23 protein-coding genes are annotated in these 24,261 nt (G+C 28.5%); 9 read left to right on the top strand and 14 right to left on the bottom strand.

Annotated elements, in window-relative coordinates:
• Window positions 1-40 precede the first annotated feature (40 nt).
• On the bottom strand, window positions 41-1,564 hold the full coding sequence (dnaB, locus tag JEY78_RS13000; protein WP_291852108.1) for a replicative DNA helicase: 1,524 nt from the start codon (window positions 1,562-1,564) through the stop codon (window positions 41-43).
• 237 nt (window positions 1,565-1,801) lie between these two features.
• On the opposite strand from dnaB, the gene JEY78_RS12995 reads away from it, so the two are divergent.
• The 9 genes from JEY78_RS12995 to JEY78_RS12955 all read left to right on the top strand — a co-directional run bounded on the left by JEY78_RS12995 (window position 1,802) and on the right by JEY78_RS12955 (window position 12,163).
• The gene (locus JEY78_RS12995; RefSeq protein WP_291852105.1) at window positions 1,802-2,875 is read left to right on the top strand and encodes a DUF3810 domain-containing protein; all 1,074 of its coding nucleotides are present in this window, start codon (window positions 1,802-1,804) and stop codon (window positions 2,873-2,875) included.
• 23 nt (window positions 2,876-2,898) lie between these two features.
• Window positions 2,899-3,702, top strand: a complete 804-nt coding sequence (locus JEY78_RS12990) for an RNA methyltransferase (protein WP_291852101.1) — start codon at window positions 2,899-2,901, stop codon at window positions 3,700-3,702.
• A 7-nt stretch (window positions 3,703-3,709) separates the two neighbouring features.
• Complete coding sequence (locus JEY78_RS12985; protein ID WP_291852098.1) at window positions 3,710-4,942, top strand: M48 family metallopeptidase; 1,233 nt, start codon at window positions 3,710-3,712, stop codon at window positions 4,940-4,942.
• A gap of 44 nt (window positions 4,943-4,986) precedes the next feature.
• Window positions 4,987-7,206 carry a RelA/SpoT family protein gene (locus tag JEY78_RS12980; protein WP_291852095.1) on the top strand — a complete coding sequence of 740 codons (2,220 nt, stop codon included), beginning with the start codon at window positions 4,987-4,989 and terminating at the stop codon, window positions 7,204-7,206.
• A gap of 105 nt (window positions 7,207-7,311) precedes the next feature.
• Window positions 7,312-7,752 carry a Fur family transcriptional regulator gene (locus JEY78_RS12975; RefSeq protein WP_291852092.1) on the top strand — a complete coding sequence of 147 codons (441 nt, stop codon included), beginning with the start codon at window positions 7,312-7,314 and terminating at the stop codon, window positions 7,750-7,752.
• A gap of 18 nt (window positions 7,753-7,770) precedes the next feature.
• A complete protein-coding gene (locus JEY78_RS12970; RefSeq protein WP_291852089.1) occupies window positions 7,771-9,042 on the top strand; it encodes an adenylosuccinate synthase in 1,272 nt (423 codons plus the stop codon).
• Between the two features lie 102 nt (window positions 9,043-9,144).
• Entirely contained in the window at window positions 9,145-10,689 is a 1,545-nt protein-coding gene (locus tag JEY78_RS12965) for an OstA-like protein (protein ID WP_291852086.1), read from the top strand.
• Window positions 10,690-10,698: 9 nt separating this feature from the next.
• Window positions 10,699-11,898 (top strand): aspartate aminotransferase family protein, encoded by a 1,200-nt coding sequence (locus JEY78_RS12960; protein WP_291852083.1) that lies wholly within the window; start codon window positions 10,699-10,701, stop codon window positions 11,896-11,898.
• 142 nt (window positions 11,899-12,040) lie between these two features.
• Window positions 12,041-12,163, top strand: a complete 123-nt coding sequence (locus JEY78_RS12955) for a hypothetical protein (RefSeq protein WP_291852080.1) — start codon at window positions 12,041-12,043, stop codon at window positions 12,161-12,163.
• 75 nt (window positions 12,164-12,238) lie between these two features.
• Here the strand turns inward: JEY78_RS12955 and JEY78_RS12950 are convergent, their stop codons facing one another.
• The 13 genes from JEY78_RS12950 to JEY78_RS12890 form a co-directional block, all read right to left on the bottom strand.
• Window positions 12,239-13,402 carry a vWA domain-containing protein gene (locus tag JEY78_RS12950; protein ID WP_291852077.1) on the bottom strand — a complete coding sequence of 388 codons (1,164 nt, stop codon included), beginning with the start codon at window positions 13,400-13,402 and terminating at the stop codon, window positions 12,239-12,241.
• 169 nt (window positions 13,403-13,571) lie between these two features.
• Entirely contained in the window at window positions 13,572-14,894 is a 1,323-nt protein-coding gene (locus tag JEY78_RS12945) for an outer membrane beta-barrel protein (RefSeq protein ID WP_291852074.1), read from the bottom strand.
• Window positions 14,895-14,899: 5 nt separating this feature from the next.
• Entirely contained in the window at window positions 14,900-15,457 is a 558-nt protein-coding gene (locus JEY78_RS12940) for an RNA polymerase sigma factor (RefSeq protein WP_291852071.1), read from the bottom strand.
• Window positions 15,458-15,502: 45 nt separating this feature from the next.
• Window positions 15,503-16,006 carry a hypothetical protein gene (locus JEY78_RS12935; protein WP_291852068.1) on the bottom strand — a complete coding sequence of 168 codons (504 nt, stop codon included), beginning with the start codon at window positions 16,004-16,006 and terminating at the stop codon, window positions 15,503-15,505.
• 53 nt (window positions 16,007-16,059) lie between these two features.
• Window positions 16,060-16,494, bottom strand: a complete 435-nt coding sequence (locus JEY78_RS12930) for a hypothetical protein (protein ID WP_291852065.1) — start codon at window positions 16,492-16,494, stop codon at window positions 16,060-16,062.
• A 79-nt stretch (window positions 16,495-16,573) separates the two neighbouring features.
• On the bottom strand, window positions 16,574-17,131 hold the full coding sequence (locus JEY78_RS12925; RefSeq protein WP_291852062.1) for a TlpA disulfide reductase family protein: 558 nt from the start codon (window positions 17,129-17,131) through the stop codon (window positions 16,574-16,576).
• Window positions 17,132-17,261: 130 nt separating this feature from the next.
• Window positions 17,262-18,134, bottom strand: coding sequence for a succinate--CoA ligase subunit alpha (gene sucD, locus JEY78_RS12920; RefSeq protein WP_291852057.1), 873 nt, complete (start codon window positions 18,132-18,134; stop codon window positions 17,262-17,264).
• A 75-nt stretch (window positions 18,135-18,209) separates the two neighbouring features.
• The gene (locus JEY78_RS12915; RefSeq protein ID WP_291852054.1) at window positions 18,210-19,133 is read right to left on the bottom strand and encodes a UDP-3-O-(3-hydroxymyristoyl)glucosamine N-acyltransferase; all 924 of its coding nucleotides are present in this window, start codon (window positions 19,131-19,133) and stop codon (window positions 18,210-18,212) included.
• A gap of 5 nt (window positions 19,134-19,138) precedes the next feature.
• Window positions 19,139-19,705: an elongation factor P gene (gene efp / locus JEY78_RS12910; protein WP_291852053.1), complete on the bottom strand. Its 567-nt coding sequence runs from the start codon at window positions 19,703-19,705 to the stop codon at window positions 19,139-19,141.
• A 71-nt stretch (window positions 19,706-19,776) separates the two neighbouring features.
• Window positions 19,777-20,559 (bottom strand): acyl-ACP--UDP-N-acetylglucosamine O-acyltransferase, encoded by a 783-nt coding sequence (lpxA, locus tag JEY78_RS12905; protein WP_291852051.1) that lies wholly within the window; start codon window positions 20,557-20,559, stop codon window positions 19,777-19,779.
• Complete coding sequence (locus JEY78_RS12900; RefSeq protein ID WP_291852048.1) at window positions 20,559-21,956, bottom strand: bifunctional UDP-3-O-[3-hydroxymyristoyl] N-acetylglucosamine deacetylase/3-hydroxyacyl-ACP dehydratase; 1,398 nt, start codon at window positions 21,954-21,956, stop codon at window positions 20,559-20,561. Before JEY78_RS12900 ends, lpxA begins: the two co-directional genes overlap by 1 nt.
• Window positions 21,956-22,993: a UDP-3-O-(3-hydroxymyristoyl)glucosamine N-acyltransferase gene (lpxD, locus tag JEY78_RS12895; RefSeq protein WP_291852043.1), complete on the bottom strand. Its 1,038-nt coding sequence runs from the start codon at window positions 22,991-22,993 to the stop codon at window positions 21,956-21,958. The genes JEY78_RS12900 and lpxD overlap by 1 nt, the downstream gene beginning before the upstream one ends.
• Window positions 22,994-23,026: 33 nt before the next feature.
• A complete protein-coding gene (locus JEY78_RS12890) occupies window positions 23,027-24,256 on the bottom strand; it encodes an HD domain-containing protein (protein ID WP_291852040.1) in 1,230 nt (409 codons plus the stop codon).
• Window positions 24,257-24,261 lie beyond the last annotated feature (5 nt).

Here is a 24,261-nt window from a genome sequence, read left to right as displayed (position 1 = left end):
TGATACTGTTTTAGCTATGTATTTTAACGGTGTTTTTAGTTTAAAAAGGTACATCATCATCATCAAAATTATCAGGAGCTCCAAAAGCATCTTCTGCTGATGGAATATTACTTTGAGAAATGGCACTATTCATTTTAGAATGAAATTCATTTCCATAATCCTCATCTAAATTACTAAATTGTGCTAAATGCCCAGTAAATTTTAAACGAATATTATCCAAACCTCCATTTCTGTGTTTTGCAACAATAAACTCAGCTTGCCCTTCACAAGGAGTTCTTTCTTCATCATCCCACTCTGTAAGTCCGTAATATTCAGGACGGTAAATAAACGATACAATATCCGCATCTTGCTCAATTGCTCCAGATTCACGTAAATCTGATAACAATGGTCTTTTACTTCCTCCACGTGTTTCAACAGCACGAGATAACTGAGAAAGTGCAATAACCGGAATTGCTAATTCTTTGGCAAGTGCTTTTAAATTTCGAGAAATAGTAGAAATTTCTTGTTCTCTATTCCCTCCTCCTTTTTGAGAAGTTCCAGCAGTCATTAATTGTAAATAATCAATAATTATAATTTTTATACCATGTTGTGATGCTAAACGACGTGCTTTTGCACGTAAATCAAAAATTGATAAAGAAGGTGTATCATCAATAAACATAGGAGCTTTCGATAAGTTTTTTACTTTTACGTTTAATTGTTCCCATTCGTGTGGTTCTAAATTTCCTTTTCTTAATTTTCCTGAAGAAATTCCAGTTTCACTAGAAATCATACGTGTTATTAACTGAACTGACGACATCTCTAACGAAAATATTGCAACAGGTTCATCAAAATCTATCGCCATATTTTTTGCCATAGACATTACAAACGCAGTTTTCCCCATACCAGGACGTGCAGCTAAAATTACCAAATCTGAAGGTTGCCAACCCGAAGTTAATTCATCTAAACGTGTAAAACCAGTGGCTATACCACTCATTCCTTGTTTATTAGAAATTTCTTGAATTTTTTTAATCGCCTGATTTACTAATCCTTGAGCGTCTTCAGAACCTTTTTTTAAGTTTCCTTGCGTAACTTCAAATAGTTTGGTTTCAGCAGAATCTAATAAATCAAAAACATCTACAGTTTCATCATAAGATTCTTCAATTATTTCAGAAGAAATAGAAATTAACTTGCGTTGAATATATTTTTGAAGAATAATTCGAGCGTGAAATTCAATATGTGCAGAAGATGAAACTTTTTGAGTTAAACCAACCAAGTAAAAATCGCCGCCAGCCACTTCTAAATGCCCTGTTTTTCGCAATTGATTTGAAACCGTTAATAAATCGGTAGGTTCGGAATTTTGAAATAGTGAATAAATAGCTTCATAAATAAATTGATGCCCTTCCTTGTAAAAAGCTTCAGGATGTAAAATATCAATTACATCATCAACACCCTTTTTATCAATCATCATAGCTCCTAATACAGCTTCCTCTAATTCAATAGCTTGCGGAGGAATTTTACCTTTTTCAAGGCTAATAACAGTACTTTTCTTTAGGGATTTTGATGGAATAGGTTGTAAATTTTTCACTAGATATTTTTAACTTTTAACTGAATTTAACTTCTATTTATATTGCTTAATATACAAAATATTATGCTAAAAATTAGCGCAATATTTTTTCTATTTCAACAAAAGCAAATGTAAATTTTAATAGGTGAATAAACATTGTTTTTTTAATATTTTTTACACATATTTTGTTGAAAAGTAGGTTAATTGTTAATAACTATTTTTATGTGAAACTCTTTTTTAATTCATTATTTTTGAATTATGGAACAAAAAAAAATATCTAAAATTTTAGTCCTTTTATTAGTTATGCAATGGGCATTTGTACAATTAATTAGCAAATTTCCAAATTATATTGAAAGGTTTTATTCTAACGGGTTATATGTATTTTTAAATAAAATTTATCAATTTTTATTGGGCTGGATTCCTTTTTCAATAGGAGATATTTTGTACTTACTATTAATTCTTTATTTGATTAAACAACTGGTAAATTCAATTAAAAAGAAAACTTTTAATGCTAAGAAGAGTTTATGGAAACTTGGCGCAATTATTTCAATAGTATTTTTTGTATTTCATTTTAATTGGGGTTTAAATTATTATAGAATCCGTATTTCAGAAAAATTAAAAATTGACATTCAACCCTACTCTTCTAATGATTTAGAGCTTTTCACAAAACGATTAATTACAAAACTGAATGAAACTCATATTTCAATCACAAAAAATGATACTATTTTAATTGATAACCCAGCTACTAAAAAGGAAATTAGAGAGAAATCTTATTTAGTTTATAATGAGTTTCAGCAAAACCTTCCTGATTTCAAACATCAAAAGTTACATGTTAAAAGTTCCTTATTTAGTGTTCCTTTAGCTTATATGGGTTTTGCAGGCTATTTAAATCCGTTTACTAATGAAGCTCAGGTTAATTATTTAATTCCAAAAAACACATATACAGCAACGGTTTGTCATGAATTGGCGCATCAAATTGGAATTGGACCAGAAAGCGAAGCTAATTTTGTTGGTTATTTGGCGGGCATTAATTCATCTGACAAATATTTTCAATATGGCGCCTATTTAAATGCGTTGCGTTATTGTTTAAATGAACTATTTTATACTAGTCCAGAAAAGTTTGAAGAATTAAAAGCGCTACTAAATGTTGGAATTTTAAAAGATTTACAACAAAATCAAGATTTTTGGGAATTATATCAAAATTGGTCTGAAAAATATTTCGAAATTTTTTATGATAATTTTTTAAAAGCGAACAATCAAGAAGACGGAATTAAAAGCTACAGTAAAATGGTAGTACTACTTGTAAATTACTATAAAAATAACGAATTATAAGCAATTTAAATTAAGTTTGCAGTATGAAAAAAGTGATTACAAGTACTCAAAATTCATATATAAAAGAATTAGTACAACTAAAGGAAAAATCGCGTACAAGAAAAAAAAATCAAACTTTTTTGGTTGAAGGCTTACGCGAAATTATTTTAGCCTTAAAAGGAGGTTATATAATTGAAAATTTGCTAATTGACACTTCAATTTTAAAAGAAGAATTATTAGTTGACATTTTAACTAATAATGATATTGAAATCATAGAAATTTCAAGTGACGTATATAAAAAATTAGCGCTTCGCGATACCACAGAAGGCGTAATTGCTGTTGTAAAATTTAAAAACCTTTCAATAAAAGAGCTTCAACTAACAACTAAAAACCCTTTAATTTTAGTGGCTGAAGCACCTGAAAAACCTGGAAATATTGGAGCTTTATTACGTACAGCAGATGCTGCAGGAATTGATGCTGTTTTAATTGCAAATCCAAAAACGGATATGTACAATCCAAACATTATAAGAAGCAGTGTAGGTTGTATTTTTACCATAAATATTGCAACTGGAACAACCGAAGAAATTATCGATTTTTTAAAACAAAAAAATATAAATATGTACGGGGCTGCTTTAACTGCTTCTGTAGAATATCAAACTATTGATTATACTCAGCCAAGCGCTATAGTTGTTGGAACGGAAGATACAGGTTTAACCAATGAATGGCTAAAGAACACCACAAAAAACATTATAATTCCAATGCGTGGAGCCATAGATTCTATGAATGTTTCAGTTAGTGCAGCAATTATTTTATTTGAAGGAGTTCGCCAACGACAATTAATTAAATAACAAAAAAATGAACCCTACGATAGTATTTTATATGTTAATTGGAATAATACTTATTAAGTATCTTTTTGACACGTATTTAGATTATTTAAATGCAAAACATTTTAACGATCCTATTCCAAAAGAATTAGATGGAATTTATAATGAGGAAGAATATAAAAAATCACAAGCATACAAAAAAGAAAATCATGCATTTTCAACAATTGTAAGTGGTTTTTCTATTTTGACTACGCTATTATTTTTTATTTTTGATGGTTTTGCATTTGTAGATACTATTGCCAAAAGTATCTCTAATCATCAAATTGTCATTACATTAATTTTCTTTGGTATTATAATTTTTGCGAGCGATTTAATTTCTATCCCCTTTTCATATTATAAAACTTTTGTAATTGAAGAAAAATATGGATTTAACAAATCTACCTTAAAAACATTTATTTTCGATAAAATTAAAGGCTGGCTAATGATGGTAATTATTGGAGGAGGAATTTTAGCCTTAATTACGTGGTTTTTTCAATTAACAACCACTAATTTTTGGCTATATACGTGGGCTTTAATTGCTGTTTTTACAATTTTTATGAATTTGTTTTATTCAAAATTAATTGTACCTATTTTTAACAAACAAACTCCTTTAGAAGCTGGAGATTTAAAAACTGCTATTGAAAATTTTTCAAAAAAAGTTGGATTTAAAATAGATAATATTTTTGTGATTGATGGTTCTAAACGTTCTACAAAAGCAAACGCTTATTTTTCTGGATTTGGTTCGCAAAAAAGAATTACGCTGTACGATACACTTATAAATGATTTAGAAACTGATGAAATTGTAGCTGTTTTAGCGCATGAAGTCGGTCATTATAAAAAGAAACATATTATTTATAATCTGTTTTCTTCGTTACTTTTAATGGGATTTACACTGTTTATTTTGTCATTACTAATAGGGAATACAATTTTATCTCAGGCATTAGGTGTTGACCAAGCAAGCTTTCATATTGGTTTAATTGCTTTTACCATTTTATACAGTCCAATTTCAGAAATAACAGGTTTTTTAATGAATATTTTATCACGGAAATTTGAATATCAGGCAGATGATTATGCTAAAAATAATTTTAACGGAAATTCATTAATTTCAGCATTAAAAAAATTATCAAAAAATAGTCTGAGTAATTTAACTCCAGATAGTTTTTATGTGAAATTTCACTATTCACACCCAACTTTATTGCAACGTATTTTAAATTTAAAAAAATAGTTGTTAGGCATTGTTTAATTGGTTTAAAGTATTATTTTTAAAACATGGCATACACTATTAGCTCCGAAGAAGAAAATAAAGAGATTGCTAGGCGTTATAAAGACCTTTTACAAGGCGCTTATCAAACTTTTACTGATGAAGATAAAAAGGAAATTAGAAAAGCCTTTGATATGGCTGTGGAAGCACATAGCTCTCAAAGACGAAAAACTGGTGAACCTTATATCTATCATCCAATAGCTGTTGCTAAAATTGTAGCGTATGAGATTGGATTAGATACTACATCTATTGTTTCAGCATTACTGCATGATGTTGTTGAAGATACGGATTATACCACTGAAGACATTGAGCGCTTATTTGGTGAGAGTGTAGCTAAAATTGTATATGGATTAACGAAAATATCACATTTAAAGAAAGATCAGGATGCATCTGTGCAAGCAGAAAATTTCAGAAAGATGTTACTTACTTTAAACGATGATGTACGCGTTATTTTAATTAAAATTGCGGATAGATTGCATAATATGCAAACAATGGATGCAATGCCAACTGATAAACAATTAAAAATTGCTTCTGAAACACTCTACATTTATGCACCATTAGCACATCGTTTAGGTTTATATAATATTAAAACAGAATTAGAAAACCTAGGATTAAAATATACAGAACCTGAGGTTTACGGTGAAATTCAAGATAAAATAAGGTTAAATAAAGATTTACAAGATCAATACATTGAGGGTTTTTCAAGCATTATTAAAGAAGCACTAGATAAAGAAGGTTTTGATTATTTTATAAAAGGACGAAGAAAATCTATTTATTCTATCCGAAAAAAGATGCTTTCTCAAGGAGTTTCTTACGAAGAAATTTACGATAAATTTGCTATTAGAATTATTTATAAATCATCTGAAAAAAATGAAAAATTTGATGCTTGGAAAATATATTCTATTGTAACAGATCACTTTAGGCCCAACCCAAGTAGAATGCGAGATTGGATTAGTCAACCTAAATCTACAGGATACGAATCGTTACACATTACTGTTATGGGACCGCAAGGTAAATGGGTTGAAGTTCAAATTAGATCTTCAAGAATGGATGAAATTGCCGAAAAAGGATATGCTGCTCATTACAAATATAAAAACCAAAATGAACGAGAAAGCGGATTAGATAATTGGTTAAATAAAATTAAGGAAACATTTGAAAATCAAGATAGTAGCGCTATTGACTTTGTTGAGGACTTTAAGTTAAATTTATACGCGAAGGAAATATTTATATTCACTCCAAACGGAGAATTAAAAGCGTTGCCAAAAAATGCAACTGCTTTAGATTTCGCTTTTTCAATTCATACCCAAGTAGGTATGAACTGTAGAGGAGCTAAAATAAATGGAAAATTAAAACCAATAAGCCAAGAATTATTTAGTGGTGATCAGGTAGAAATAATTACTTCAAAAAATCAAAAACCAAACGTTGGTTGGTTAGATTTTGTTGTAACAGCAAGAGCAAGAACACGTATTAAAAGTGCGCTAAAAGAAGGACAAAAAAGTATAGCTGAAGAAGGAAAGGAAGTTTTAACTAGAAAACTTCGACATTTAAAAATCACTTTAAATGAAAAAGTAGTTAATGAATTGGTGGTTTTCTTTAAACTAAAAACAAGCTTAGATTTATTTTATAGAATGGGTAACGGTTCTATTGATAATAATGAATTAAAAGATTTTGTTTCACATAGAAACAATGCATTTGTAAATTTCTTTAAAAATAGAATAAAAAGAAGTGCTCAGAATCCTGAAGCTGTAGACAAAGATGAAATTGTTGATAAATATGATTCTTTAGTTTTTGGTAGTGAAGAAGAACGTTTAGATTTTAAAATGTCTCCTTGCTGCAACCCTATACCTGGAGATAAAGTTTTTGGATTTGTAACTATTAATGATGGAATAAAAGTGCATAAAAAAGATTGTCCAAACGCTATAAGTTTACAGGCAAATTATGCATATAGAATTATTCAAGCCAAATGGATTGATTCTTCTAAACAAGAATTTAAAGTAATTTTAAAAATTCATGGAGTTGACCATGTGGGAATGGTGAATGAAATAACACAAATTATTTCAAAAAACATGAGTGTAAATATTTTAAGTTTAAATATATCAGGTATAGATGGCATTTTTGATGGAAAAATTACAGTAAGCGTTCAAAATAAAAGTCAGTTGCAAAAATTAAGTGATAGCATTAAAAAAATTGAAGGAATTGATTCTGTAGACAGAATTTATAAACATTAATTTATAAACAATTAAACGTTAATAAATATGATTTTTTTCTAGTTTAATTTTAAAAAATAAGAAGTAACTTTGTTGTTTAGTGCCACAACCTAAAAAGTTGAATATATGAGTAATGATAATCAGAAAATTGTAAAAAACGTTTTTGTGAATTTTTTGGAAGCAAATAGCCATAGAAAAACACCAGAACGTTTTGCTATTTTACAAGAAATTTATGACCTAAACCATCATTTTGATATAGAATCTTTATATATTCAAATGAAAAATAAAAATTATAGAGTTAGTAGAGCTACGCTTTACAATACTATTGAATTATTATTAGAATCTGGTTTAGTTAGAAAGCATCAATTTGGTCAAAATCAAGCACATTACGAAAAATCATATTTTGACAAACAACATGACCACATTATTTTAACGGATTCAGGTGAAGTAATTGAATTTTGTGATCCACGAATTCAAATTATTAAAAAAGCTATTGAAGAAACTTTCAATATTGATATTCATAATCATTCACTTTATTTCTACGGAACAAAAAAACAAAACAACTAACATATTATATAAAACAACATGGCTGTAAATTTATTATTAGGACTTCAATGGGGAGACGAAGGTAAAGGTAAAATTGTAGACGTTCTTACAAAAAACTATGACATAATTGCTCGTTTTCAAGGCGGTCCAAACGCAGGACACACACTTATTTTTGATGGACACAAACACGTTTTACATACAATTCCTTCAGGAATTTTTCATAAAGAAGCTGTAAATGTTGTTGGAAACGGTGTGGTTATTGATCCAGTAATTTTTAAAAAAGAATTAGAAAATCTTGCTCAATTTAATTTAGATTTTAAAACTAAACTATTAATTTCAAGAAAAGCACATTTAATTTTACCAACGCATCGTTTATTAGATGCAGCAAGTGAAACTTCAAAAGGAAAAGCCAAAATTGGTTCTACTTTAAAAGGAATTGGCCCAACATATATGGACAAAACGGGTAGAAATGGAATGCGTGTTGGAGATTTAGAATTAGATGATTGGAAAGATAAATATGCTGCGTTAACTGAAAAACACATTAAAATGATTGACTTTTTTAATGTAGATATTCAATATAATTTAGAAGAACTTGAAGCTGAATTTTGTGAAGCTATTGATGTATTAAAGCAATTAACATTTATTGATAGTGAAGAATATTTGAATAATGCTATTAAAAATAATAAAACAATTTTAGCTGAAGGTGCTCAAGGATCTTTATTAGATATTGATTTTGGAACATATCCATATGTAACATCTTCAAATACAACTGCCGCTGGTGCTTGTACCGGTTTAGGTGTTGCTCCAAATAAAATTGGAGATGTATTTGGTATTTTTAAAGCATACACAACTAGAGTTGGATCTGGCCCATTCCCTACTGAATTATTTGATGAAGATGGAGCTACAATGTCTAAAGTTGGAATGGAGTTTGGCGCTACAACTGGAAGACCAAGAAGATGTGGTTGGTTAGATTTAGTAGCTTTAAAATATGCTGTTCAAGTAAATGGAGTTACACAATTAATGATGATGAAAGGTGATGTTCTATCTGGGTTTGATACTTTAAAAGCTTGTACATCATATAATTACAAAGGAACTGAAGTAAGTCATTTACCTTATAATATTGAAGAACATAACGTTACTCCTATTTATACTGAATTTAAAGGGTGGAAAGAAGATTTAACTAGTATGACTTCAGAAGCAACACTTCCAAAGGAATTAAAAGAGTATATTAAATTTATTGAAGACTTTGTGGAAGTTCCAGTAAAAATTGTTTCTGTTGGACCAGACAGGAAACAAACAATAATGAGATAACATTAAAAAAAAAGCTTCAAAAATTTGAAGCTTTTTTTTTAACGTACATTTATAATATTCAAATTTAAGTTTTAATTAAATTTGCCTCTAAATATTTATAATTTGAAAAAACTTATTTTTCTTACTTTTTTAATTATTTTTAGTATTGGTTATTCTCAAACTAAAAAAATTAAAATTCTTCAGGCAGATAATACCTATACTGACCCCCAATATCCTGGAGCAACAGTTTCTATCGGTAATGTTTTTGTTGAACATGATGGCGCTACGTTACGCTGTGATAAAGCATATATTTATCAAGAATTAAAATTGGTAAAAGCTTTAGGAAATGTAATAATGAATCAAGGAGATACCGTTGTACAATACAGTAAATATGTTGATTATGACGGAAATAAAAAGTTTGCAACCTCTTGGGGTAAAGTTGTGTTGAAAGATCCTATGATGACTTTAGAAACTGATACTTTAAAATTTGACAGAGAAAAACAACTGTTGCATTATGTTTCTGGAGGAAAAATAAAAGATACTACCAATGTTTTAACTAGTAAAATTGGACATTATTATTTGCAGACAAAAAAATTTCAGGCTTTTACAAACGTTGAAGTAAAAAATAAAGAAAGTAACTTAAAAACAAACCAATTAGATTATAACACCTATACTGGAATTGCTGATTTAACGGGTCCTTCAACAATAACAAATGATAAAAACTCCATTTATACAGAAAATGGACATCATAATTCAAAAACCAATATTTCACACTTCTTAAAAAATTCTAAAATATATTATGAAGATAGAATTATTTCTGGAGATAGTCTGTACTACAATAAAAACAAAGAATTTGCGTCTGCAACTGGAAATATAAAGGTGTTAGATACTGCAAACAGTTCAGTAATTAAAGGTGGTTATGCAGAATATTACAAATTAAAAGACTCTGTTTATATAACCGATAAAGCTGTAGCAATATCATTAGTAGAGAAAGATTCATTATATATCCATGGAAATAAATTAATGGTTACTGGTAAGGTTGATGAGCGTATTGTACGAGCCTTTAATAAAGTGAAGTTTTTTAAAGTTGATTTACAAGGTAAATGTGATTCGTTAATTACAAATGAAAAAACAGGTTTAACAAAATTATTACGAAACCCAGTAATGTGGGCACAAGGAAATCAAATTACTGGAGATACTATACACTTTATATCCAATGCTAAAACAGAACAATTAGATTCTTTAAAAGTGCTAAATAATGCCTTTATGATTCAAAAAGATTCCGCTGGATTCAGTCAGTTAAAAGGTAAAAACATGTATGGGAAATTTGAGAATAATAATTTAAAAACCCTGAACGATGTTGGAAATAGTGAAGTTATTTATTATATGAGAGATGAAGCTCAAGTTTTAATAGGTATTTCAAAAATGCAGAGTAGTAAAAGTATATTTATTACCATGAATAATAATGAAATTGAAACTATAGATTTTAATATTAAAGCAGATGGAAAAACGTATCCACCATCACTTTTTTTAGAAAAAGATAAATTGTTAAAAGGTTTTATTTGGCGAGAAACAGAACGACCAAAAAAAATGGAAGATATTTTTATACATGACAAGGATGATGATATAATTCCTAAAAAGAATGCTGCAAAAATTATAAAACAATAATACTGAAAATTGAAAAAAGATTTTTTAAAATATCAAGCACAAACAAGTCCTTACCCATTGGCAATAGAAATTGCTTCAGCTAAAGGATGTTATGTATATGATGTAAATAATAAAAGCTATTTAGATTTTATAGCTGGAGTTTCCGCAAACACTTTAGGTCATAACCATCCTAAAATTTCAGAAGCCATTAAAAATCAAGTTGATAAATATACACATGTAATGGTTTATGGCGAATTTATTCAACAGCCACAATTAAATTTATGCAAGCTTTTAGCAGATAATTTACCAGAAAACCTTTGCACAACCTATTTAACAAATTCAGGAACAGAAGCTACGGAAGGTGCTTTAAAATTAGCAAAAAGATATACTGGTAGAAGTGAAATAATTGCTGCAAAAAATGGATATCATGGAAATACTCAAGGATCTATGAGTGTTTGTGGTGCAGAAGAACAAAATAGCGCATTCAGACCTTTAGTCCCTGGTATTAAATTTGTTGAATTCAACAACTTACAAGATATTTCAAAAATAACAACAAAAACCGCTGCTGTAATTTTTGAAACAATTCAGGGAGGTGCTGGTTTTATTCAACCTGAAAATGATTATTTAAAAATTGTTAAAGAAAAATGTGAAGAAGTTGGAGCTCTTTTAATTTTAGATGAAATTCAATCTGGCATTGGTAGAACAGGAAAATTATTTGGTTTTGAAAATTACAACGTAGTTCCTGATATAATTGTAACTGGCAAAGGTTTAGGTGGTGGAATGCCAATTGGTGCATTTATTTCTTCCGATACAATAATGAGTTGTTTAAAGGAACATCCAAAGTTAGGACATATTACTACTTTTGGTGGACATCCTGTAATAGCTGCAGCTGCTTTGGCTAATTTAAAGGAACTTTTAAATTCTAATATTTTAGATGAAATTGCTTTAAAAGAATCTTTATTTAGAAAATTATTAGTTCATCCGTTAATAACTGAAATTAGAGGAAAAGGATTAATGTTGGCAGCAATGGTTGAATCTAGTGAAATGGCTTCTCAAGTTATTTTAAAATGTTTAGAAAAAGGATTATTATTATATTGGTTATTATTTGAAGGAAAAGCAGTAAGAATATCTCCTCCTCTTACTATTTCTGAGGATGAAATTTATAAAGGTTGCAATATAATAATTGAAACTTTAAATGAAATATTTGAAGGAGTTAAACAAAACTCTTAAGATTTTATTAACATTAAAATGTTAAATACTAACACATTAGTTAAATTTTCGTTAATTTAGTACTATGTTATACATAATAGCGTAACATTTTTGTTTTATTGTCGTCATTTAAGTAAACAAAAAATAATTAAAACTACTTATTATGAAAACTTTAAATCAAAACTTACCACAAGAAAATACTAAACAAGTTCATTTAGTAAATTTTTCAAACACTAAAAGATTACAATGGGATAGATTTAGACGTTACGGTATTTATTCATCTTAACTCGCTTTAAAGCACATTAAAACCCAGTTTGAAATTATCAAACTGGGTTTTTAATATATCATAGTTATACAATAATTACTCAGAGTACTTATTAATTAGACGTACCATTAAATCATTTAAAGTTTCAACTTCATAGTCTCCAACACTTGCTTCTATATGATCATTCCCAATCCCACTATGATTGGTAATAAAAACATAAGTGCCATTAGTAGAAATGGAAAAAAATCGCATTAAAAACTCTGTTTCTTTATCAATCCCACTTGCTGTTACAGGAATTAATTTAATACCTTTTTGTGCTGCTTTTTTAATTAAATTTTGAATGGCATCAATAATTTGTGGTTCATAATGTGGTGGTGCATCTAGTAAAAGAAAGGCTATTCTCGTTTTTGAATCAACCGACCATTGTAAGTTATTAATTGCTTGATTTAATGCCGTATGAACTGCTTCTGGAAAGTCTCCTCCTCCATTCGCACTTTGCTGATTTATAAAATTTTGTGTAATAGAAATGTCATTCGTAAAATCCGAACTTTTAATTAAATAATCATCACCTTCATCTCTATAAAACACTGTTGATGTAAATATATTTAATGCTGAATTTCCATTTTTAACCTTTTGAATTACGCTTTTTAAATCATCTTTTAAAAACTCAAGTTCATCACTCATAGACCCTGTAGCGTCTACAATAAAACTTAATTCTACTTTATTTGAAATATTTTGTGTGGAATTAATTGGGACTGAAACTATCCCATCATTAAATAATTTTAACGGAACTGAAACTTCTTCATCATTTACAAATAATTTATAATTAGTTAAATCTATAGTGTTTTCCTTTTGAAATAGTCCAATCCATAATTCAGCAGTTCCAAAATTATCGGTATAACTTTCCCAAATTACATCTTGATTTTTTTTAACAGCTACTTTTACATTTACAGCTGGTATCGTATTAAATTTTACACTTACAGAAATTCTATTATTTGTGTAAAAACCCCAGTATTCAGGATTTTTTGAATACTCTTGTCCATTTAATAAATTATTCCAAAAGCTCCAATTATTTAAATCATTCCACTCTCCTGCTGATACTAAACCAGACTGATTTCCCTGTCCTCCTTCAGGACTTCCTCCACTCGCTTCTCCATATACATCAGAAGACAATAAATCATCACTTGTTGAAATATCATTGCTACAACCCGCAATAAATAATAATATGGTTACTAATAAAATTGAACTACTTTTTTTCATCTTTGAATTTTTAATGGTTGCTGTTTTTAGAATTTATATTTTGTAAAATCTATGCTTATTCAATATAGAATAAGCATGAAGATTTTACATTAAACCTTTAAATTGCACTAAAAGTTTATAACCTATACTTACTTATACGAATAAGAATTATAAAACGCTACAGAAGGATTTAAATATTTTTTTTAAATATAAAAATATAGCGTAAATGAATTCCAGCGCCTAAAACATCCACTTTTTGTTGTGAAACAGGACTAACATAATACTTTAAATATGGTTCAATTATTATAGATTGATTATTTTTTGTAGGTATGTCAATTCCTAACGAAGCATTAATTATATTAGCAAAATTAAATACATTAGAAGTGTTTGGTGTTAAAATAGTTTTATCTACTTGATACAATTCATACTTTACAATATTATTTCCTAAAGCGTCTTTTGTTTTTGTTTGAGTTGTACTATTAAGTATATATTTAGATTCTGTATTTTCATTAAAACTAGATGTTGATGAAAAACCAACAGAAACAAAAATATTTTTATCATCAACAGAAAAATTATATTTTATATTTATTGGAATTTCAACTCCCTCAAAAGTTGCATTTTTTTCTGTTAATTGACTTGAATTTGAGCGACTAACGGCATCCTTTAAATAATTTGAACCTTTATTTAAATCAAATTTCTGACTAGAATATAAAATTCCTGTAGAAATTTCAAACTTATTAGAAATTGCATAATCTATTGAAAATCCTCCAGCCAAGCCCGTTGTAGAATTGTTATTTTCTGATGTATAATTAAAAATTGGAGCAACGCCTAATCCAATTTTAATATTCTTGTTTGAATCTTTTTTATCTTGCTCCTCTTCAATGTTTTTAAGTGACTCAAGCGCTACAAGAAATTCATTCTTGGCAACAACTGAATCTTGTTGAACTATAATTGATTCTCTTTTTTCTAAAATTAAACTAGATTCAAAAATAGCATCAGATTTTATACTTAAAGTATCCATCAATTCATCTAATGTACTAGCATATGTTTTTATAGAATTTTCAAATTTTGGCTTATTTGTAGCTATTTTATTCTTTCCAATAAACGTGTTAATTGAATTAATTTGCTTTGAGGTACTTTTTAATAATTTATCAGATTTTTTGTATTTATCATTTTTCTTATTTGTTGTATCTTTTATACTTGAAGTTATATATATTCCTTTTTTTAAGTTTAAAGAATCACTTTTTAAAGAATCCGTTTTTGTATCTAATATTAATTGGGGTTCTGCTGATTTTTCAAAATTTGATGTTGTATTAAAAAAATGAATATAACCTCCAGCTACTAATAAAAACACTAAAATAGCAGCAACACGCCAAAAAATAAAACCCTTTTTCTTGTTCTTTTCTTTTTTGGCAAGTAACATTTTCCAATGTTCTACATTATAAGGCACATTTTGGTTGTCTAAAGTAGCCTTAATTTTATCACTTATTATTTTATCAAAATCTTTATTCATTAATCCTAAAAGTTTTTATTTATTAAAACTCTTAACTTTGTTTTTGCTCTTGTTAAAAAAACCCTTGAAGTACTTTCTGCAATGGATAATTGTTCGGCTATTTCTTGATGACTATAGCCTTGAATTTCATATAAATTAAACACAATTCTATGTAATTCTGGTAGTTTATCTAATAGGTTTAAAATATCTTCAGCTTGTAAATTACTTATTGCATTTGTTTCGTCAGTTTCAATATAAACTACATCATTTATATCAAGGTGATTATTATGCTTAAAATTTTTTCTATAATAATCAATTGCGGTATTTATGAGTATTTTTCTTAACCAGCCTTTAAAAGATAAATCTTTATTATATTGTTTTTTTTGAATTGCTTCAAAAATTTTTAAAAAACTATCATTTAAAATACTGACAGCCTCATCATTTGAGTATGAATACAACCTGCAAATAGTTAAAGCATACCCGTAAAAATGCTTATACAACATTTCTTGATGTAATACGTTTCCTTTTTCACACTCAATTAAGAGCTTGTTAACAAGGATATCTTTACTTATTTTAGGTTCCAAATTAGTTAAATTCCTACAGCATAATTATTTCGTTTATTTACTCTTTTATATTTTAATTGTAGGAGTATTTGTTAAATTATAGGTGTCAAAAATATTAAAACTACAATCGCTACTGTAAGTAACATCACCTAATAATTCTTTTAAATTTATAATAATAGTTTCTGTAACATAAGCTTCACAGCTATCGTTATTACTATTATGAACCAAAAGAAAATTCATATTGCAAGGATTATTTGTGTATACTACACCATCCCAAATAATTTCGAAATTATGTAATTTACATCCGCCACTATATGAAACAGATAATTCTATAAAATCGCCATTTTTTTTCCCACTATTTACTTTAATATAATCACCTTCCGAAATATTATTAATTCTATTATTGTTGATCTCGTCAAAAAATGTTTTATTTATTCTTAAAATTACATTTGAAGCAGACAAATTACTTGAAAATTCATCAAAAGCAACGCTTTCATCTGAATTACTACAAGAAAAAAATATAAATAAAATGAAAATTTTTAAAAATGATTTATAATTTATAATATTCATTATATATGATTTTATGATGCGTTAACAAATTTAGTTTTAATTCTCTTAAAAGCTTAAACTTTTATAATTAACAATCCTGTGTTAACATTAAGTTCAGATGGATAATTTTCTACAACTAAATTTTCAATATAATAATTTGTATAGCACTCCGTCTCAATTTTTTTAATATCAAATGTGACTTTAATATTAATAGTATCATCTAATTTAATAAATACCGTATTTGAATTGGAGTATGTATATGGAATAAACCTAATAATATTGTAATCATTTTCATTTATAAAATCAAAAGTAACAGGTTCATTATTATCGTTAATTACTTCAATATCTGAATATTGATAAGTTCCAGAGGTAAATATATTTTCACCGGTGTCACTATCTACTAATTCAATATAAGTAATTGGAGGGCCCGTTGCATAAAGTGCACAATCAGCATTGTTACAGCTATTGAAAGTCACTAAAATCACAAACAATAATAAGTATTTTCTCATGTTTAAATTCAGTTAAAATTATACTTTAAATTTTATCTATATAATCTTTACGTTAAAAGAATTAAAAACGCTACACCTACTATTTATTTTTTATTGATTCATCTAATAAATTTCTAATTTTTGAACTATTCCAATCTGCTGCACCCGTTTTATTAACAAGAACAATTCCCTTTGAATTTATAATATAAGTAGCCGGAATACTATTTGTTTCTAAAAAAAGCTGAGGAGGACTACTTAAGGAATTGTATACAGGTAAATTGTATCCATTTTTATTAAAATACGTATTTACAGTTTCCCAATTTTCAGCAGTTACAAATACAAATGAAATTTTATCTTTATAATCATCATAAAGTTTTTGAATTATAGGCATTTCTGCTCTACAAGGAGGGCACCAAGTTGCCCAAAAATTTACGAAAATTACTTTATCTTCAAAATTTGTAAAATTTATACTTTTGGTGTTTAAACCTTTTAATTCCCAATTATAAGTATCTATAACTTTTTCACTAGAATTATTTATTGAAGGTGAAAATGCAATTTGACGCATAAACCACTCACGTGTTGGTGGATATAACATCATTGCTAAAACTAGTATAAATATTAGGTTTGAAATATTATTTTTAGAAAGTATTTTTTTCATTAAAATTATTTTTGAAGTAGTAGTTATATATTTTAAAACTTACAATATTAATATATAATTTTTAAAATTATGTAACAAAAAAAGCCTTCGATATATTTCGAAGGCTTTATATTTCATCTATAAATTATTTCTATCCTAAAATTTCAGCAACTTTTTCACCAATTTTTGCAGGCGAATTAACAACATGAATTCCATTTTCTTTTAAAATAGCCATTTTAGCTTGTGCTGTATCATCTGCTCCACCAACAATAGCTCCTGCATGTCCCATTGTTCTACCTTTAGGTGCTGTTTGCCCAGCAATAAAACCAATCACAGGTTTTTTATTTCCATTGGCTTTAACCCAACGTGCAGCTTCTGCTTCTAACTGACCACCAATTTCACCAATCATAACAATACAATCAGTTTCATCATCATTCATTAATAATTCCACAGCATCTTTTGTTGTTGTTCCAATAATAGGATCTCCACCTATTCCAATTGCTGTAGAAATTCCATAACCTTTTTTAACAACCTGATCAGCAGCTTCATATGTTAATGTTCCAGATTTAGAAACAATTCCAACTCTACCTTTTTTAAAGATAAATCCTGGCATAATTCCAACTTTTGCTTCATCTGGAGTTATAACACCTGGACAATTTGGACCAACTAATCTACAATTTTTATGAGCAATATATGCCTTCACTTTTACCATATCTGCTACAGGAATACCTTCAGTTATACAAATAATAACTTTAATTCCAGCTGCTGCCGCTTCCATAATTGCATCTGCTGCAAAAGCTGGCGGTACAAATATAATAGAGGTATCTGCTGCAACTTTATCAACAGCATCTTGAACAGTATTAAAAACTGGTTTATTTAAATGAGTTTGACCTCCTTTACCTGGTGTAACACCTCCAACCACATTTGTACCATATTCAATCATTTGAGTAGCATGGAAAGTACCTTCACTACCTGTAAATCCTTGAACAATAATATTCGAATTTTTATTTACTAATACGCTCATTGAACTGTTTTTTTTTTAATTAACTATATTGAACTATTACAAATGTAAAATATTATATTTTAGTTATTATAATATTTAATTTTTTTGTTTTTTTAATAATTGCTTTATTTCTGCAATTTCTTTTAATTTTTTACGAGATTCTTCTATTGGCGTACCAAAATATGTTTTTCCACCAACAATTGATTTTGTGACTCCAGTTTGCCCTAAAACTACAGCTCCTTTACCAATGGTTATACCACTATTTGTTCCTACTTGTCCCCAAAGGATTACTTCATCTTCTACAATTACACAGCCAGCAACGCCTGTTTGAGCGGCAATTAAACAATTCTCTCCTATAATTGTATCATGACCAATTTGAACTTGATTATCTATTTTAGTTCCTCGTTTAATAGTTGTATTAGCCGTTACACCTCTATCAATAGTACATAAAGCACCAATATCTACATTATCTTCAATAATAACACTTCCGCTTGATAAAAGTTTATCATAGCCTTCTGGCCTCTTTTTATAATAAAATGCATCAGCTCCTAAAACTGATCCAGAATGAATAGTTACATTATTTCCAATTTTACAATTATCGTAAATTGAAACGTTAGAATGTATTAAACAGTTATCTCCTATTTCAACATTATTTCCAATAAATGAATTTGGTTGAATGAAAGTATTTTCACCAATAATAGCAGTTTCTGAAATTGAATTTGTTGAATTTTTAAAAGAATTAAAATAAACGGATAGTTTATTAAAATCTGAAAAAGGATCATTAGAAATTAACAATGCTTTTCCTACTGGGCACTTTACACTTTTATTTATTAAAACAACTGTTGCTTTAGACTGTAAAGCCTTGTCGTAATATTTTGGATGGTCAACAAATACAATATCTCCTTCTTCAACCACATGAATTTCATTAAATCCAGTAATTGGAAAGTTTTCAGGACCAATAAAAGAAACATCTAATAATTTAGCTATTTCTGACAAACTATATTTTCGAGGAAATTTCATAGTCTTTACTCTTTAACTCTTTCTAAATATGCACCTTTTGCAGTATCAATTTTCACTTTATCACCTTCATTAATAAATAACGGAACATTAATTGTTGCTCCAGTTTCAACTGTTGCAGGCTTGGTTGCATTTGTAGCCGTATTTCCTTTCACGCCTGGTTCTGTATGTGATATTTCTAATATAACACTGGCAGGCATATCAACAGAAAGTGGCATGTTATCTTCTGTATTAAAAATAACAGTAACTATTTCTCCTTCTTTTAATAATTCTGGAGCGTCTAATGTTTCTTTAGCCAATGTAATTTGGTTATAATCATCTGTATTCATAAAATGAAATACATCGCCTTCAGGATATAAAAATTGATATTTTCTAGTTTCAACTCTAATATCTTCAATTTTTCTTCCAGCTGGAAATGTATTATCTAATACTTTTCCTGACGATAAACTTTTTAATTTTGTTCTTACAAAAGCAGGACCTTTTCCAGGTTTTACGTGTAAAAACTCTACTACTTTAAAAATATCATTATTATATCTTAAACACAATCCGTTTCTAATATCTGATGTTGTTGCCATTATTTATGAACTATTTTAATTTTATGCTTTAAACTTTTTGTTTTAAGCCCTTTTATTACATTATTATTTAATTAACTACCCGTATAGCCTTTCATAATTCCTCGTTGAGAGTTTTTTATGAAAAGTATAATTTGGTCTCTTTCTTTTGTTGCTTCCATTTCAGCTTCAATAATCTCTAAAGCTTGTGTATTGTTATAAGTTTTTTGATATAAAATTCTATAAATATCCTGAACTTCTCTAATTTTTTCAGTTGAAAAGCCTCTTCTTCTTAAGCCTATTGAATTTATACCAATATAAGATAAAGGTTCTTTACCTGCTTTTGCAAAAGGAGGCACATCTTTTCTAACTAATGAACCTCCAGAAACCATTGCATGTTCACCAATATGAATAAATTGATGCACTGCAACTAAGCCACTTAAAATAGCATAATCACCTACTGTTACGTGACCTGCAATTACGGACCCATTTGCTAAAATACAATTATCACCAATTATACAATCATGTGCAATATGTGAAGTTGCCATAATTAAACAATTATCCCCAATTTGAGTTTTCCCTAATGCTTTAGTACCTCTGTTAACTGTACAACATTCTCTAATTGTTGTATTATCTCCAATAATTGCTAGGGAATCTTCTCCATCAAACTTTAAGTCTTGCGGAATTGCTGAAATAACAGCTCCTGGAAAAATTCTACAATTTTTACCTATTCTTGCACCTTCCATGATGGTAACATTAGATCCTATCCAAGTTCCAGACCCAATAATTACATTGTTATGGATAGTTGTAAACGGTTCTACAACTACATTAGTTGCAATTTTTGCTCCTGGGTGTATATACGCTAAAGGTTGATTCATTATTCTGTTGGTTTTTTAGCAATTTGAGCCATTAATTCAGCTTCTGCAACTAATCTTCCATTAGCATAAGCACAAGCTTGCATATGACATATTCCTCTTCTTATAGGTGTTATAAGTTCTGCTCTAAATATTAAGGTATCACCTGGTAATACTTTTTGTTTAAACTTAACATTATCCATTTTCATGAAATATGTTAAATAATTTTCTGGATCTGGAACGGTACTTAACACTAGCACTCCTCCACATTGCGCCATTGCTTCAACTTGCAAAACTCCCGGCATTACAGGTGCGTCAGGAAAATGTCCAACAAAAAATGATTCATTCATTGTTACATTTTTCATACCAACAACGTGCGTTGGTGATAGCTCAATAATTCTATCAATTAATAAAAACGGTGGTCTGTGCGGAAGAATATTCATAATTTTATGAATATCCATTAAAGGCGGTAAATTTAAATCGTAAGAAGGAACGTTATTCCTTTTTTCTTGTTTAATAATTTTTTGCAGTTTTTTAGCAAAAATTGTATTCACCAAATGACCTGGTTTGTTAGCTATAACTTTTCCTCTAATTCTAGTTCCAACTAAAGCTAAATCTCCAATAACGTCTAATAATTTATGGCGAGCAGCTTCATTTGCCCATCGTAAAGTTAAATTATCTAATATTCCGTTTGGTTTTACTGTCAGCGATTCCTTATTAAAAGCTTTTTTTAATTTTAACATTGTTTCCTCTGATATTTCTTTATCAACATAAACAATGGCATTATTTAAATCGCCTCCTTTAATTAAATTATTGTCTAATAATGCTTCTAACTCATGAAGAAAACTAAAGGTTCTTGCATCTGCTATTTCTTCTTTAAAATTAGAAAGTTTATCTAATGTTGCATTTTGTGTTCCTAAAACTTTTGTACCAAAATCTACCATTGATGTTATTTGATACTCAGGACTTGGCATTAAAATTATTTCACTACCTGTTTGTTCATCTTTATAAGAGATAACCTCTTTCACTACATATTCTTCTCTTTCTGCATCTTGTTCTTGTATTTCTGCTTTTTCTAAAGCGGCAACAAAATGTTTAGATGATCCATCCATAATTGGAGGTTCTGGAGCATTTAATTCTATAATAATATTATCAATATCTAGAGCTACAACTGCTGCTAATACATGTTCTGATGTATTTACAAAAACACCTCTTTTTTCAAGGTTTGTGCCTCTTTGTGTGTTTATAACATATTCAGCACTTGCTTCAATAATTGGTTCGCCTTCTAAATCAATTCTAACAAAAGCATAACCACTATTTATTGGAGCAGGTTTAAACGTCATAGTAACTTTGTTACCTGTATGCAAACCAACACCAGATAGCGTTACTTCATTTTTAATTGTTTTTTGTTTTTTACACATTATTCTTCTTCTTTTAAAGCTTTAACTTCTTTTTCAATGGAATACAATGTTGCTGCCATTTGTGGTAATTTTTTGAAATATACATAAGATTTATTAAAATCATTATATCCAATTGCTGGTGTTCCTTGAATGACATCATTATCAGGTATATTTCTGCTTATTCCACTTTGTGCTTGTATTTGTACGTTATTTCCAATGGTAATATGACCAACAATACCAACTTGCCCACCAATTTTACAATTTTCTCCTATTTTTGTTGAACCCGCTATTCCTGTTTGAGCTGCTATTACTGTATTTATTCCAATTTCTACATTGTGAGCTACTTGAATTTGATTGTCTAATTTAACTCCTTTTCTAATAATTGTTGAGCCTAAAGTTGCACGATCAATTGTTGTAGCAGCACCAATATCCACATTATCTTCAATTATTACATTTCCAATTTGAGGAATTTTACTGTAATGTCCCTCTGTATTTGGTGCAAATCCAAATCCATCTGCTCCAATTATTGCACCTGAATGAATTGAGCAATCATTACCAATCAATGTTTCAGAATATATTTTAGCGCCCGCAAAAATGGTTGTATTAGAACCTATTTCAACATTATCACCTATATAAACACTTGGGTAAATTTTCACATTATCCCCAATTTTAACATTATTCCCTATATATGAAAATGAACCCAAATATAAATTTTCGCCAATTACGGCTGTTTCACTTATAACTGTTGGTTGTTCAATTCCTTTTTTATTTAGTTTAACTTGATTATAAAATTCTAATAATTTTGAAAATGCATTATAGGCATCATCTACTTTAATTAATGTTGTTATAATTTCTTTTTCTGCTACAAAATCTTTATTTACAATGACAATTGATGCCTCTGTGGTATATATAAAATTTTTATATTTTGGATTGGACAAAAAGGTTAACGATCCTTCTTTTCCTTCTTCAATTTTAGATAGTTTAAAAACTACTACATTTTCATTTCCGACAATTTCACCTTCTAAAATTTCTGCTATTTGGTTTGCTGTAAATTTCATCACGACAAAAGTAAAAAAAAAGTTGAACTATACCTATTTCTTTGGGTAGCAGAAATAGTACTTATATACAGGTTTAGATAAAGCTTGAATATTCAAGTGGTCCGATGCTTGTGTGATATCTTTTATAGTGCCATTTTTATATAAAATTTGAATATTATTTTTGGTTGAATCGTACGCTTGATTAAAAATTTCGCCTGAATACACAAAATAATCGACTTCATTATCACTTAAATTCAGACTTACTTTCACTTTATTTTTAACTGAATTTATTTGTTCTTCACTTAAAGGCTCACTTTGTATTTTTACCTTTGGTAATTTTCTATTAATTAGGTTTTCTGATAATGTTGATAAAATAAAATCATCGCTAGAAATCCACTCTTTTATAGAAGAAAACACATCATAATCATCTAATCTAGAAAATATTTTTAATGTTTCATTGGTAAAGTTATCTTCATTAATTTGGTTGTTTAAAAAGTATGAAAACGCCTTACTTGCTGGTAATTTCACACCTTTTAAAGTTAATTCATTGGCTCTAATTAACACTTTTTCCATTAATTTTTCTGCTCCTAAACCTGCTTTATGCAAATACGCTTGCCAATACATTAATCGGCGTGCTACAATAAATTTTTCAACAGAATAAATTCCTTTTTCTTCAACCATTAATGTATCATCTTTTACATTTAACATGGTTAATATTCTTTCTGAATTTATATTTCCTTCTGCAACACCCGTATAAAAACTATCACGCTTTAAATAATCTAGCCTATCCATATCTAACTGACTCGCAATTAATTGATGTAAGAATTTTCGGTGATATTCATCTTTAAAAATAGTAATAGCTAAAGACAATTTTCCATTAAATTCATTATTTAAAGCTACCATAAATTTTAATGAAATACTTTCGTGTGTAACACCGGTTACAATACTCTTTTCTAAAGCGTGAGAAAAAGGTCCGTGACCAATATCATGTAACAAAATAGCAATGTATACTGCATTTTCTTCATCTGCAGAAATTTCAACACCTTTAAAGCGTAAAATTCTAATGGCATTTTGCATTAAATACATGCTTCCAATAGCATGGTGAAATCTGGTATGATGAGCACCAGGATATACCAAATAGGATAAACCCATTTGAGAAACTCTTCTTAAACGCTGAAAATAAGGATGTTCTATTAAATCATAAATTAAAGCATTCGGAATAGTAATAAAACCGTAAATTGGATCGTTTAATATTTTCAGTTTGTTGGTTAGTTTTTCTGTCAAAATCA

The sequence above is a fragment of the Lutibacter sp. genome (genome assembly GCF_016342705.1).
In the GTDB taxonomy this organism is placed as follows: domain Bacteria; phylum Bacteroidota; class Bacteroidia; order Flavobacteriales; family Flavobacteriaceae; genus Lutibacter.
The sequence above is the reverse complement of the archived record's forward strand: the minus strand, read 5'-3'. Positions and strand labels throughout refer to the sequence as shown.